Origin of the sequence: Chelonobacter oris (genome assembly GCF_000772535.1) — a bacterium.
In the GTDB taxonomy this organism is placed as follows: domain Bacteria; phylum Pseudomonadota; class Gammaproteobacteria; order Enterobacterales; family Pasteurellaceae; genus Chelonobacter; species Chelonobacter oris.
The window spans coordinates 101,150-114,665 of sequence record NZ_JSUM01000006.1 but is presented as its reverse complement, the minus strand read 5'-3'; the positions used below and the strand labels follow the sequence as shown (position 1 = coordinate 114,665).

Annotated in this window: 10 protein-coding genes; 6 read left to right on the top strand and 4 right to left on the bottom strand. The window is 50.5% G+C overall.

All coding sequences use genetic code 11. The features are described 5' to 3' along the window. Nucleotides 1-10 precede the first annotated feature (10 nt). A complete protein-coding gene (locus tag OA57_RS04770; protein ID WP_034614125.1) occupies nucleotides 11-229 on the top strand; it encodes a hypothetical protein in 219 nt (72 codons plus the stop codon). Here the strand turns inward: OA57_RS04770 and OA57_RS04765 are convergent. Then, nucleotides 203-625 (bottom strand): hypothetical protein, encoded by a 423-nt coding sequence (locus tag OA57_RS04765; protein WP_052122378.1) that lies wholly within the window; start codon nucleotides 623-625, stop codon nucleotides 203-205. The two genes, OA57_RS04770 and OA57_RS04765, sit on opposite strands and share 27 nt — an antisense overlap. Before the next feature lie 171 nt (nucleotides 626-796). Between OA57_RS04765 and OA57_RS04760 the strand changes: the two genes are divergently transcribed. The 4 genes from OA57_RS04760 (at nucleotide 797) to recD (ending at nucleotide 8,238) form a co-directional block, all read left to right on the top strand. Next, on the top strand, nucleotides 797-2,143 hold the full coding sequence (locus OA57_RS04760; RefSeq protein WP_034614122.1) for an NCS2 family permease: 1,347 nt from the start codon (nucleotides 797-799) through the stop codon (nucleotides 2,141-2,143). A gap of 42 nt (nucleotides 2,144-2,185) precedes the next feature. Next, nucleotides 2,186-2,542 (top strand): DsrE/DsrF/TusD sulfur relay family protein, encoded by a 357-nt coding sequence (locus OA57_RS04755; RefSeq protein ID WP_034614119.1) that lies wholly within the window; start codon nucleotides 2,186-2,188, stop codon nucleotides 2,540-2,542. A gap of 78 nt (nucleotides 2,543-2,620) precedes the next feature. Beyond that, on the top strand, nucleotides 2,621-6,265 hold the full coding sequence (recB, locus tag OA57_RS04750; protein WP_034614117.1) for an exodeoxyribonuclease V subunit beta: 3,645 nt from the start codon (nucleotides 2,621-2,623) through the stop codon (nucleotides 6,263-6,265). Then, the gene (gene recD, locus OA57_RS04745) at nucleotides 6,262-8,238 is read left to right on the top strand and encodes an exodeoxyribonuclease V subunit alpha (RefSeq protein WP_034614116.1); all 1,977 of its coding nucleotides are present in this window, start codon (nucleotides 6,262-6,264) and stop codon (nucleotides 8,236-8,238) included. Before recB ends, recD begins: the two co-directional genes overlap by 4 nt. Here the strand turns inward: recD and cobB are convergent. The 3 genes from cobB to OA57_RS12895 form a co-directional block, all read right to left on the bottom strand. Next, on the bottom strand, nucleotides 8,215-8,934 hold the full coding sequence (cobB, locus tag OA57_RS04740) for a Sir2 family NAD+-dependent deacetylase (protein WP_034614114.1): 720 nt from the start codon (nucleotides 8,932-8,934) through the stop codon (nucleotides 8,215-8,217). The two genes, recD and cobB, sit on opposite strands and share 24 nt — an antisense overlap. A gap of 12 nt (nucleotides 8,935-8,946) precedes the next feature. Next, the gene (gene rluC / locus OA57_RS04735; RefSeq protein ID WP_034614111.1) at nucleotides 8,947-9,921 is read right to left on the bottom strand and encodes a 23S rRNA pseudouridine(955/2504/2580) synthase RluC; all 975 of its coding nucleotides are present in this window, start codon (nucleotides 9,919-9,921) and stop codon (nucleotides 8,947-8,949) included. Nucleotides 9,922-10,102: 181 nt separating this feature from the next. Then, nucleotides 10,103-10,228, bottom strand: coding sequence for a hypothetical protein (locus OA57_RS12895; RefSeq protein WP_268746699.1), 126 nt, complete (start codon nucleotides 10,226-10,228; stop codon nucleotides 10,103-10,105). A gap of 183 nt (nucleotides 10,229-10,411) precedes the next feature. On the opposite strand from OA57_RS12895, the gene rne reads away from it, so the two are divergent. Then, nucleotides 10,412-13,501, top strand: coding sequence for a ribonuclease E (gene rne, locus OA57_RS04730; protein ID WP_034614109.1), 3,090 nt, complete (start codon nucleotides 10,412-10,414; stop codon nucleotides 13,499-13,501). The last annotated feature ends 15 nt before the right edge of the window (nucleotides 13,502-13,516 follow it).

The window sequence follows — 13,516 nt, the reverse complement described above, 5'->3', positions numbered from 1 at the left end:
AGGATATTTTATGACAAAGAAAAAACAAGCCGCCGCAAAAATCGGCGAAAGTGCGGTTAACAATTTTGTGGCGAAGAATATGGCGAAATTTACCCGTCACCGGATTCATGAAAAAAGCTATAAAGCAACCAGAAAGCAACATAAACAAAACCTGAAAAGAGAAAGCCTCGATTCAGGTTTTGGCTTTTATGCGGCAATGCCATTACAGCTTAGTATAGGTATCTGCTAAACTGGCGCCGCCGGAACAATAATAGTGTAGCGCAATCGGATTGCTCGAGGAAATGCTGACTCTGTTCTTGTCAAACTTAAACACCAATACCGAACCGTCATCGTTCACTTCATAACGATAGTCGCTTTTTTTAACCGCTTCGCCGCTGAAACTGCAAGTCGGTTTTTTGATATCATCGCGTGATGTGATCTTGATTGCCAGTTTATCTTTCCCTTTGTCCGCCACGCTAACCATCACCCAATCATTGCCTTCGGCACGTTCGGCATAGCCTTCGCTGACATATTGCCCGCCAAGTGCGGTCGTAGCGGCAGCATTTTCGACGTGTTGGCAGGCGGCTAATCCCAAGGTGGCGGTGATAATGAGTGAAGCAACGGTGATTTTCTTTATTTTCAACATGATTGTTGCCCTTAATTAATGTAATAATTTCAGTAGATTAGGCTGTTGTACTTCGGATTAATTCACTTTTTTCCGATAAATTTTGAAAATTATCGCAGTCAATTTGCCTTTTTGCTACTATAGGTTTTTTGTTTGATTATCTTTTTCACTCTTAACCGGAACCCGTTATCTATGCAACAAACAACGCAACAAACAACGCAAAATCAGAGCGTATTACAACGCTTTTTCAAGCTGGAACAGCACGGTACTAATGTCAAAACCGAAGTGATCGCCGGCGCCACCACATTTTTAACCATGGTTTATATTGTGTTTATCAACCCGTCGATTCTCGGCGCGGCAGGCATGGATACGCAGAGCGTGTTTATCACCACCGCCCTGATCACCGCTTTCGGCAGTATTTTTATGGGGCTGTTTGCCAACCTGCCGGTTGCTTTGGCGCCGGCGATGGGATTAAACGCCTTTTTTGCCTATACGGTGGTGTCAAAACTGGGGTTGTCGTGGCAGGTCGGTATGGGGACGATTTTCTGGGGCGCTGTCGGCTTGTTTTTGCTGACCTTGTTTCAAGTGCGGTATTGGTTAATCGCCAGTATTCCGACCAGCCTGCGGGTGGGGATCACCGCCGGAATCGGGCTGTTCATTGCGTTAATGGGGTTTCAAAATTCGGGGATTGTGGTCGGGCATCCGCAAACCTTGCTGACATTGGGCAATCTTTATTCAACCCACGTATTACTGGGTATTCTGGGGTTTTTTATTATCGTCATTTTGGCGGCGCGCAATATTCATGCGGCGGTGCTGGTGTCGATCGCCGTTGTTACCGCCTTGGCGTTGGCATTGGGTGATGTCAAATTCAACGGAATATTTTCAGCGCCGCCAAGTATCAGCAATGTGGTCGGGCAGGTCGATTTGAGCGGGGCATTGGACGTTGGTTTGTTGGGAATTGTCTTTTCCTTCATGCTGGTCAATTTGTTCGATTCCTCCGGTACCTTGTTGGGCGTCACCGAAAAAGCGGGGTTAGCCGATGAGAAAGGGCGTTTTCCGAAAATGAAACAGGCATTGTTCGTCGACAGTATCAGTTCGGTCAGCGGGGCGTATATCGGCACGTCTTCGGTCACGGCGTATATTGAAAGCAGCTCCGGCGTGTCGGTCGGCGGCCGTACCGGTTTAACCGCCGTCGTCACCGGGATTTTGTTCCTGCTGGTGATTTTCCTGTCGCCGCTGGCGTCATTGGTGCCGTTATATGCAACCGCCGGCGCGTTGATTTATGTCGGGATTTTGATGTCCTCCAGTTTAATTAAAGTGCGGTGGGACGATCTCACTGAAGCGACACCGGCATTTATTACCGCTGCGATGATGCCGTTCACCTACTCGATTACCGAAGGTATTGCATTTGGTTTTATCAGTTATTGCGTGATGAAAGTATTTACCGGCAAAATCAGGGCTATCTCAATTCCGGTCTGGGTCGTATCGATCTTATTTTTAGTGAAAATCGTCTTTATCGACAAAGGAATTATGCACTGAGGTTGGGCTTTAAAGATTAACGATTGAAATCAGGAGCTTGCAATGGAGAAAATTTTACTGGTAGTCAACAGTCCGGCGTACGGCAGTGAAAATTGTTTTAATGCGCTACGCTTGGCGATCATGCTGTTGGAAGAGCACAAAACGGAAGTCGAGGTAAAACTGTTTTTGATGTCGGATGCGGTAGTTGCCGGCCTGCACGGGCAAACCCCGAATGAGGGCTATAATTTGCAACAGGCATTGGAAATTATCACTTCACTGGGGGCTAGCGTCAGATTATGCAAAACCTGTACCAATGCAAGAGGGCTGACATCGTTAAAACTGGCTGACGGCGTTGAAATCGGCACTTTAGCAGAATTGGCGGCATGGACGGTTGCCGCCGATAAAGTACTAACCTTTTAAGTCATCAATAATAAAGCGGGCGGATAATTTTCCGCCCCGATATTCATTCGCCTTAACTGCAATAATGATACGGACCGTATGCAAAAACTCAATCCGATAACCCACCCGCTGAATACGGTTTCCTTGATCGAAGCCTCTGCCGGAACGGGCAAAACCTATACCATGGTTGCCTTATACCTCAGGCTGCTGCTCAATGCCGGACAGAACGGCTTGAACCGCGCTTTGACGGTGGAGGAGATCTTGGTGATGACCTTCACCGAAGCCGCCACGCAGGAACTGAAAGATCGGATCCGACAACGAATCGTTGAAATAAAGGCGCTGTTTAGCGAGGCGATGAACCGACAATCGGCGCTGCCGCCAAGCGACGATCCGTTTGTGTCGGAACTGTACCAAGCGGTAAAAGCGGATTTGCCAAGTGCGGTTTTACGGCTGGATATGGCACAGCAAAATATGGACATGGCGGCGATTTTTACTATTCACGGTTTTTGTTATCGTATGCTAATGCGGTATGCATTCGATTCGGGCGTGCATTTCAATCTGGAAATGATGCCGCAACATGATGAACTGTTATTGCGTTTTTGCCGTGAATACTGGCGTGAAAATTATTATCCGCAAAATTTGCCGGTCAGCCGTTTTATCCGCCAGAACTTGAAATCGCCGCAGGCGGTGTTCGAGACGATCAAATTCGAATTAAGCGGCGAAATGCCGCAAGTGCGGTTGCCGCTTGCCTATCAGGGCGATTTAAATACGTTTTTACAACAACACCTGAGCGTTTATGCAGAGCAGATTTCGGTGCTGAAAGCCGCTTGGCGAGAAGCGTATGATGATATTCAAAGCCTGATAACGGCGGAAATGGCGCGCAAAAAAGATAAACGGCTGGACGGACGGCGTTATCAGCCGCGCTTTGTTTTGCCGGCGATGGAGTCGATTCAACGGTGGGCGCAGAGTGATGAGATTGTCCTGCATGACAAGTTGGCGTTTTATTTTTCGCAACAAAATCTGGATCAGAAAACCAAAGGTGACGCGAAAATCAGCCACCCGCTTTTTGCCCGAGTCGATCAACTGGCACAAACCGACCTCGAATTTTATCAAAAAATCCTTTACTGGCACTATATCAACGGCGTGCGGGCTAAGTTGGAAAGCTACAAAGCCGGACATAAGGAAGTGAGCTTCGACGATTTGCTCAGTCGTTTAAAAACCGCACTTTACGCGGAAAACGGACGAAGCCTTGCGCAGTTGATCCGCCGCCAGTTTTCGTTTGCGATGATTGATGAGTTTCAGGATACCGACATCGAGCAGTATCACATTTTCAAACGGCTGTATATCGATCAGCCGAACAGCGGCGACAGCGGCATGATTATGATCGGCGATCCGAAGCAGTCGATTTATGCCTTTCGTAATGCGGATATTTTCACCTATCTGGCGGCGGCGGAAAGTGCGGTACAACGTTTTACGCTGGATACCAACTGGCGATCCACGCCGGCATTGATTGGCGCGGTAAACAAATTGTTTGCCGGCGCACAAAATCCGTTTGTGTATTCGCAAATTCGTTTTCAACCGGTGAACGCCGGTAAAAAAGCAACATTGTTGCACCTCAACGGTGTTTTGCAGCCACCGCTCAATTTCATCATCAACGATGACGATAAGGCGGACATGGCCGCGGCGTGTGCGGTGTCGGTTCAGCAGTGGCTGAAGGCGATTGAACGACAGCAACTAACGTTTGATGACCCGACGGTTTCATTACAGGCGAAAGACTTGGCGGTGTTGGTGCGCAATAAAAAAGAGGCGGCGAGCATCAAGTCTGCTTTGGCGGTATTGGGTATTCAGAGCGTGTACCTCTCCGATCGCAGCTCGGTATTGGACAGCGAATGGGCGCAGGTGATCGTCTATTTATTGTACGCCTGTTTGAATCCGCAGCAGGAAAATGCAGTGATGACCGTGTTGGCGAGTCGATTGTTCCATTTCGATGCGGCAGAATTATTTCGCTTGCGGCAAGATGAAAAAGCATGGGAAAGCCGAATCAAGGATTTTACCCGATATCGCCGCATTTGGCAGACACAGGGCGTGTTGCCGATGATCCACTGTATTTTGCAGCAGCAGAAACTGGTGCCGAAATTGCTGGCGATGGCGGACGGTGAAAGGGCGGTTACCGATATTCTGCATTTGGCCGAATTTCTACAGCAAGGGGCAAGCCTCAATGAAAATGAATATGCGCTGTTGAGTTGGTTTGAGCAGACCGTTCGTTTGCATAATCCGGAAGCGGACGAAGTGCGGTTGCGGCTGGAAAGCGAGCGGAATTTGGTCAAAATCGTGACGGTGCATAAATCGAAAGGGTTGGAATACGGGGTGGTCTGGCTACCGTTTTTGGGGCGGGGGCAGCTTCAACCACGCAAAAGTTCGCGTTTGACCCGTTATCATGATGAAAAAAACCAACTGTATTATGATCTGACATCAGCCCATCAAGCGGATAGTTTGAAAGAAAATATGGCGGAAGCGTTGCGCTTGCTGTATGTGGCGCTGACCCGCGCCCGCTATCAGCTGAATATCGGTTTTCCGTCGCAGATCGGGCTGAAGTCGGACTGGAATCCGCTGGCGTATTTGTTATCGCCGCAGGAAATGGCGTTAGCGCCGAAAAGCAATGTTGAATTTGTAACCGCAACGATTCTGTCGCAACGGTTAGATCAATCGGAATACCGACTGACCGCACTTTCTGCATTACAGGCTGACGAGTGGCGGGCGGCGGAAGCGCGGCAACAAGTATTGCAGGCCGCCGTATTTGGCGGCAGGATCGAGCATAACTGGCGGGTCAGCAGTTTTACCGCGCTTGCCGCCATGCAACAACGTAACCAAAACCGTACTCGATTGGATCAGGCGGAATATGCCGGAAAAAGCAGTGCATATCTCGACAGCGCATACGATGATGACGGCGAACTGCCCGAATATGCGCTGTTGTCGGAGAATGCCGATGTCGCCATGCCGGATTTGAAACAGTGGCAAATGCAGGCGCAAAACCCGTTCACATTGCCGCAAGGGGCGAGAGTGGGCAATATTCTGCATGATTTTCTACGCTATGCCGATTTTGCCCGTCCGCCTGACGCGGAGACACTGTTATCACTTTGCCGACAATTGGATTTGGCGTCGGAAAGTTGGCAATCGCCGTTGCAACAGTGGTTACAACAGATTTACCGCACTCCGCTGGATTTACGGCAAAGCGTGCGCCTCGACAGGTTAACTGCGGCGGACTGCCTGAAAGAAATGGCATTTATGATCAGTGTCGATCGTCCGTTGAATATGCACACGTTAAACCGACTATTGCAGCAATACCATCCGCCGGCGGCGGAGCAAGCGCCGTTGCAGCTCGACAGCATCAAAGGTATGCTGCGCGGTTTTATCGATTTGGTATGCCGTATTGACGGCAAATATTACCTGATGGATTATAAATCCAATTTTTTGGGCGAGGGCTATCAAGCCTATTTACCGGCGATATTGCGCCGTGTGGTGGCGTATCACCGTTATGATTTACAGTATTTGATTTATACCGTGGCACTGCACCGTTATTTAAAACGGCGTGACCCCGATTACGATTATCAACGTGATTTTGGCGGTGTGTACTATCTGTTTTTGCGCGGCATGGACGGTGTCGGCAATGACAGCGGCGTTTATTTTAACAAGCCGCAATGGCAACTGATTGACGGATTGGATAAGGTATTGGCAGGACAATGATAACGATTCTACAGCAACTCGAACAAGCGGAGGTGATAAGCCGGTTGGATTTCCGCTTTGCCTGCCTGATTGCCCGGAAACAACAGCCGTATCGCTATCCGCAGCCGATTGCCGATTTGGCGGTGTTACTGGCGGCATTATCCAGTTACTACAGCCAAAACGGCAGTACCTGTCTCGATCCGAAACATTTTGAAAACGGCAATTTTTTTGATTTGGCAATGCAGCCGGAACAGCGACAACAGTTATGGCGTATTCAGCAAAAACTGGCGGACATTCGTCCGAATCAATGGCAGCAATTGCTGCAACGGCACATCGCGTTTACGCATAGCGGTGGGCCGCCGGCACCGTTAATTTGGGCGAACGGTCTGCTTTATCTGTTTCGCAACCGATATGACGAACAACAAATTGCGCAATGTTTGTTACAGCGCTTACAACAGCGCCCGCCGCAACTTGATACCCCAAAACTGGCATTATTTTTACAGCAGCTTTTTCCGAGTGAACCGCAAGGGCAGATCGATTGGCAGAAAATGGCGGTGGCAACCGCACTTCGGCATTCCTTCAGCCTGATCTCGGGCGGTCCCGGCACCGGTAAAACCCGAACCGTTTGCAGCCTGCTGTTGACATTGCAATGGCAGCAGCAACAGTTACGGCAAGCCCCACTGAAAATTGCACTGACGGCGCCGACCGGTAAAGCGGCGGCACGTTTGAGCGAGTCGATCGGCCATACGCTGGCGCAATTTCCAAGTGCGGTGTCGTTGCAATTGAAAGGACAAATTCCGCTACAGGCGACAACGCTGCACCGCCTGTTGGGAACGAACGCCCGAAACGAACAAGTGCGGTATCATCAAACCAATCCGCTACCGCTGGATTTATTGGTGGTGGACGAGGCTTCAATGGTGGATTTAAACCTGTTTGCCAAATTACTGAATTCGTTGTCGCCGCAGACTCGTTTGGTTTTGTTGGGGGACAAAGATCAATTGACTTCGGTGGAAGTCGGTGCGGTTATGGCGGAGCTGTGTAAATTTTTGCCGCAAGGTTACAGTCCCGAACATTGCGCCTATTTGCAGCAGGTAACGGGGCAGTCGTTATCGGCACGACCCACAGGCGAGCCGATTCGGGATTGTCTGTGTTTCCTACGGAAAAGCTACCGTTTCAGCGAAGATTCCGGCATTAAAGCGTTAGCCGACAGTGTCAACAGCGGCGACGCAAACGGCTGGTCCTGTTTTGAACGCTTTCAGGATTTAAGTTGTTATGAATATCCGCAGCCGCCGTTGGCGACGGAGGGCGTGTTCAGCAATGAGCCGACGATGAAAAACCGCACTTTAGCAGCGGTCAATCTGATTTTACAGCAGGCAAGTGTTTGGTACGGCGAGTATTTACGACTGGTGAACGAGCTGGATGAATTTGAACCGCAAAAAATTGATGCCGTTTTCAAGGCGTTTAATCAAGTGCGGTTGTTGACCGGACTGCGGCAGGGCGAGTTCGGAGTCGAACGGTTGAACCTTGCCGTCAGTGAACGCTTGCGCCGAAAAGGGCTGCTGCAATTCCGTTTTTGGCAGGATTGGTACCACGGCAAACCGATTATGGTGTTACAAAACGATCCGGCGGTAGCGTTGTATAACGGTGATGTCGGGTTATTGCTGACCGATAAACACGGCAATAGTCGGGTTTGGTTTGAGATCGGTGAAGGGCAATACCGTGATATTTCGCCAAGCCGTGTGCCGAGCCATGAAACGGCGTTTGTAATGACCGTGCATAAGTCGCAAGGTTCCGAATTCGCCCGTACCGCTTTGGTTCTGCCGCTGACTATGAATCCGATTTTAAGTCGGGAATTGATCTACACTGCGGTCACTCGCGCCAAAACGCATTTTTCACTGTTCGGCAGTCCGCGAATTTGGCAAAGTGCGGTAAAGCGCCCGATTCGTCGGAGCGGTGGATTATATCGTCAATTAAGCCGACACGAGGCCGATTAGCTTGCGGCAATAAGCCGGCACAACTTGGCTTGCGGGCCCGTAGTCGGTTTCTTTAAACGCCGTTCCGCTTTTACTCGGTTCAAGGTTCAGTTCAACGGTGACGGCATCGGCAAAATTGGCTTCTTCGACAAAACCGGCGGCAGGGTAAACATTGCCGCTGGTGCCGATGGAAAGGAAATAGTCGCATTGTTGCAGTGCGGTGTAGATCCGCTCCGTCTCGAACGGCATTTCCCCAAACCAGACAATATGCGGGCGTAAACCGCCGCCGCACGTTTTACAGTAATCGTTTGCGGTGATATCGCTATGCCACCGCACCACCGAACCACAATGCACACAGCGTACTTTCAGCAGTTCGCCATGCAGGTGAATCAAATTTTTGCTGCCGGCACGTTCGTGTAGATTATCGACATTTTGCGTGACCAACAGTACATTTTCGCCGAAAAACCGCTCCAGTTCCGCCAATGCATAATGGGCGGCATTCGGCTGAATCTCGGCTTGTTGCAATTGTCGACGGCGCTGATTATAAAACTGCCGTACCAATTCAGGATTGCGGCGGAAGCCTTCCGGTGTGGCGACGTCTTCGATTCGATGATTTTCCCATAACCCGTCGGCGGCACGGAAAGTGCGGATACCGGATTCGGCGGAAATGCCGGCGCCGGTCAATATCACGATGTTAGGTAACGTGCGCTTTGCCATGCTGATCTCCGTTTATCCTAGCGATCGTTCGCGTAAACGGCGTAACACCGCTTTCATGTCACTGTCCGCTTCGGCACTTAAGCGCAATGTTTCGCCGCTTTGCGGGTGTTGGAAACGAATGGCATAGGCGTGCAGAAACAGGCGGTTTAAGCCGACAGCCTGCATTTTTTGATCAAAATCCTGATCGCCGTATTTGCTGTCCATTGCGATCGGGTGTCCGGCATATTGGGTGTGTACCCGAATTTGATGGGTGCGTCCGGTCACCGGCATTGCCTTAATCAGGGTGGCCTCCTGTCCGTAACGTTCTTGCACGCTGAAACGGGTTTCCGATGCTTTGCCTTGTTCGTTCACCCGTACAATCCGCTCGCCGCTCGCCAGTTCGTTTTTATTCAGCGGCGCATTAATGACTTTACAATGGGATTGCCATTGGCCGCGCACCAGTGCCAGATATTCTTTCTGAATGGTTTTGTTGCGCAGTTGTTCGTGCAGGCTGCGCAGGGCGGAACGTTTTTTGGCGACCAATAAAATCCCTGACGTATCCCGATCCAGACGGTGAACCAATTCCAGAAAACGGGCTTCCGGCCGTAAACTGCGCAAGGCTTCGATAACGCCGAAACTTAAACCGCTGCCGCCGTGCACCGCCATGCCGGACGGTTTGTTCAGTACCAGCAGCACCTCATCTTCAAACAGAATCCGTTGTTCCAGCTGCGAAACTTGATGTAGTTTGCCGGAAATCGGCGCTTGTTCTTTGGCGGCGGTTTTCACCGGCGGAATCCGCACTATATCGTCGGTTTGCAGTTTATATTCCGCTTTCACCCGCCCTTTGTTTACCCGTACTTCGCCTTTGCGGATAATACGGTAAATCATACTTTTCGGCACGCCTTTCAGCTGTGCGAGCAGATAATTGTCAATTCGCTGCCCTGCCTGATCGGCGCTAATGGTTTGAAAGCGAACGCTATGGGTTATTTCGTCTTGTCGTTTCATCATGATGTTGTTTTTCGTGAAATTGATCGAGGATATTAACGCCGTATTATAGAGAAAAGCAGCGCAAATGGCAGAATAAAAGTGATTTTGCTGCAAATTTATTGAATCCCGCCTTGCCAACGGTAGGGATAAAATGGAATAATGATGCGTTTTCTTATGGTTAAAAATGGTATTTTCAGCGTTTTTAAAACAGGGATTCCAGTAAAAAGAATTTGCCGTTTGACGGCAATACCGCACTTGGGAACGCAACAGTCAGTGTAAGACGTTTATCGGTGCGGAATAACGACGGATAACTTTCGTCCGCTTGCAAAATTTAACGAATAACATTTTGTTTTTATCGGGGAAGAAGAGTGACCCGGTAATATCATCCATGCACCCCAGGCATAGACAGTCGTGAGATTGACTGTAGCTGACAGACATGAGGTCGATGATAAAGCCCAGTACGCAGGTTATCGGTTTAACAATAAGCAAAAATAATTGAGTATTTGAAACAATGAAAAGAATGTTAATCAATGCGACTCAGAAAGAGGAGTTGCGTGTTGCGCTGGTCGACGGACAGCGCCTGTTTGATCTGGATATTGAAAGTCCGGGACACGAGCAGAAAAAAGCCAATATTTACAAAGGTAAAATCACCCGTGTAGAACCCAGTCTGGAAGCCGCTTTCGTCGATTACGGCACCGACCGTCACGGTTTTCTCCCACTGAAAGAAATCGCCCGTGAATATTTCCCTGAAGGCTATACTTTCCAAGGTCGTCCGAATATCCGTGATGTGCTGAAGGAAGGGCAGGAAGTGATCGTGCAGGTCAGCAAAGAAGAGCGTGGCAACAAAGGCGCCGCCTTGACCACGTTCATCTCGCTGGCGGGCAGTTACTTGGTGATTATGCCGAACAACCCGCGTGCCGGCGGTATTTCGCGCCGAATCGAGGGCGATGAACGCCAAGAGCTGAAAGATGCGTTGAGTTCTCTGGACGTGCCGGACGGTGTCGGCCTCATCGTGCGTACCGCCGGTGTCGGCAAATCGCAAGAAGAGTTGCAATGGGATTTAAAAGTACTGCTGCACCATTGGGACGCCATTAAACAGGCTTCCGAATCTCGTGCGGCGCCGTTTTTGATTCACCAGGAAAGCGATGTTATTGTGCGTGCAATCCGGGATTATCTGCGCCGCGATATCGGCGAGATCCTGATTGACAGTGCCAAAGTGTATGAAAAAGCCAAGGCGCATATCAAACTGGTTCGCCCGGATTTTATCAACCGAATTAAACTGTATCAGGGCGAAGTGCCGCTGTTCAGCCATTACCAGATCGAATCGCAAATCGAATCCGCCTTTCAGCGTGAAGTACGGTTGCCGTCCGGCGGCTCGATTGTGATTGATGTGACCGAAGCGTTGACGGCAATCGACATCAACTCGGCACGTTCCACCCGTGGCGGCGATATTGAAGAAACCGCACTGAATACCAATTTAGAAGCCGCTGATGAAATTGCCCGTCAATTGCGCCTGCGTGATTTGGGCGGTTTAATTGTCATCGATTTTATCGATATGACCCCGATCCGCCATCAGCGTGAGGTGGAAAACCGTATGCGTGATGCGGTGCGTCAGGATCGTGCCCGTATCCAAATCAGCCGTATTTCCCGTTTCGGTTTGCTGGAAATGTCGCGCCAACGTTTGAGCCCGTCACTGGGCGAATCTTCGCATCACATCTGCCCGCGTTGCCAAGGCACCGGCAAAGTGCGTGACAATGAATCGTTGTCGTTGTCGATTCTGCGTTTGCTGGAAGAGGAAGCGCTGAAAGAAAACACCTCACGGGTGCATACTATCGTGCCGGTGGAAATCGCCTCTTACCTGTTGAATGAAAAACGTAAAGCGATTTACAGTATTGAGAAACGGCATGATGTCGAAATTGTGGTGGTGCCGAACGAACAAATGGAAACACCGCACTTTTCGGTATTCCGCCTGCGTGACGGCGAAGGCAATAATACGCTGAGTTACAACTTGGGCAAATATTATGCGCAAGAAGAAGAAAATGCGCCGAACGGCAATCATGAAGAAAACCTGTTGATCCGTCAACCGGACAGTGCGGTCGTTACCGTTGAGTCGGTGCTGGAGAAAGCGGCGGCAGGGGAATTGAATATACCGACGGCAGCGCCGACACCGACACCAACGGCTGTGCCGCAAGCGGAGACCGTAGCCGACGTTTCATTGTTCAGCCGTTTAATCGGAAAGTTGAAAGGGCTGTTTGCGGCGGAAAGTAGCGAGCCGCAAGAAGCGCAAGAAAAGCAGGAAAGCGGCAATTCGCGTCGTCGCAACAACGATCGCCGTAGCGGTCAAAACCGTAATCGCCGCCGTAATGAGCGCACCAGTGATCGCAGCAATAATGAACGTGCGGCGAAAGCGGAAAACGGCGTTAAGAAAAGCGCGGTGGTCGACACATCAAAAGCAGAGAACGGCGATACGGACAATAAGCAAAACCGTAGTGAACGTGAACGCAATAACGGCAAACAACAACGTGGCCGTAAACGCAATGAAACCGCACTTGAAGCGACTGAATTGCAGGATACGCCGTCAGCAAAAGCCTTTGACGACAATGAGCCTCAAGCTGTTGCCGTTCGCCGCGAGCGCCGTAATTTACGTAAAAAAGTTCGTTTGAATCAGGAAGAGGGCGGTGCGGAAAATATTGCCGTGTCGGAAGCCGAAGCAACGGTTCAACAGCCTGTCAGTGATGAAGCACCGCAAGCGCTGCCGTTGGTGGAAAGTCGGCAACAGATTGACGCGGACGTGAGCAGCGAACATCAGGTTGCGGAGAAAGACGATAACCGTCGCACTTCCCGCCGCCGCCGTTTACCGCGCCATCTGCGTACCGGCAATCAGCGCCGTCGCCGTCAGAATCAGGACGAAACGGGTGCGCCGATGCCGTTGTTTGCGGCAGTGGCTTCGCCGGAACTGGCAAGCGGAAAAGTTTGGGTGACAGCCGAATACGTTGCCAAAGCGGCGGAAAGTGAGGAGCAAAACACGCCTTTCGTGCCGGTGGAGCAATTATTGCAGCAGGAACAGCGGCAGGACGAAAGTGCGGAAGAGCGTTTGAGCACCCCGGCGGTAGCGGTGGTTATCGACAACGAGAAAAGCGTACAGCCGTTAGGCTTTATCACCCAGCAGGCGAACGAATCGGTCGAGAAGAAAATTCAGGCTTCTGTTGCCGATGCCGAACGGGATCAGGCTCAACAAACCGAGCAAAGTGCGGTTCAGCCGAGCGTAACGGAGTTTGCGGCGGTTGTTGAAACACCACAGCAAAATCTTAAAATCGAAGAGCTGGATGTGGCGGCAGTAGTGGCTGAAAAACCGCGTGTTGAAACGGTTGTCAGCGAGGCGCAGCAAGAGGAAACACGCCGTTTCGGTACGTATTCCTGCGCACTTCATACTCGAGTGCAAATGACACAAGCACCGTCTGCGGTTACGCAACCGGCATTTGAAATTGTGCAGTGGCAGGAGTCGCGTTACCACTTCCACGGTAAGGGCGCCGCCGGACACAGCAGTGCCAGCAGCCATGTGTTCTCTGAGCCGACACAGGCAAAAATACAAGTAAATTAGGCTGTATAGCCTATG

Excerpts from the sequence above, each read along its gene's own strand:
- OA57_RS04770 (WP_034614125.1), top strand. The coding sequence starts at position 11 with ATGACAAAGAAAAAACAAGCCGCCGCAAAAATCGGCGAAAGTGCGGTT.
- OA57_RS04765 (WP_052122378.1), bottom strand. The coding sequence starts at position 625 with ATGTTGAAAATAAAGAAAATCACCGTTGCTTCACTCATTATCACCGCC.
- OA57_RS04760 (WP_034614122.1), top strand. The coding sequence starts at position 797 with ATGCAACAAACAACGCAACAAACAACGCAAAATCAGAGCGTATTACAA.
- OA57_RS04755 (WP_034614119.1), top strand. The coding sequence starts at position 2,186 with ATGGAGAAAATTTTACTGGTAGTCAACAGTCCGGCGTACGGCAGTGAA.
- recB (WP_034614117.1), top strand. The coding sequence starts at position 2,621 with ATGCAAAAACTCAATCCGATAACCCACCCGCTGAATACGGTTTCCTTG.
- recD (WP_034614116.1), top strand. The coding sequence starts at position 6,262 with ATGATAACGATTCTACAGCAACTCGAACAAGCGGAGGTGATAAGCCGG.
- cobB (WP_034614114.1), bottom strand. The coding sequence starts at position 8,934 with ATGGCAAAGCGCACGTTACCTAACATCGTGATATTGACCGGCGCCGGC.
- rluC (WP_034614111.1), bottom strand. The coding sequence starts at position 9,921 with ATGATGAAACGACAAGACGAAATAACCCATAGCGTTCGCTTTCAAACC.
- rne (WP_034614109.1), top strand. The coding sequence starts at position 10,412 with ATGAAAAGAATGTTAATCAATGCGACTCAGAAAGAGGAGTTGCGTGTT.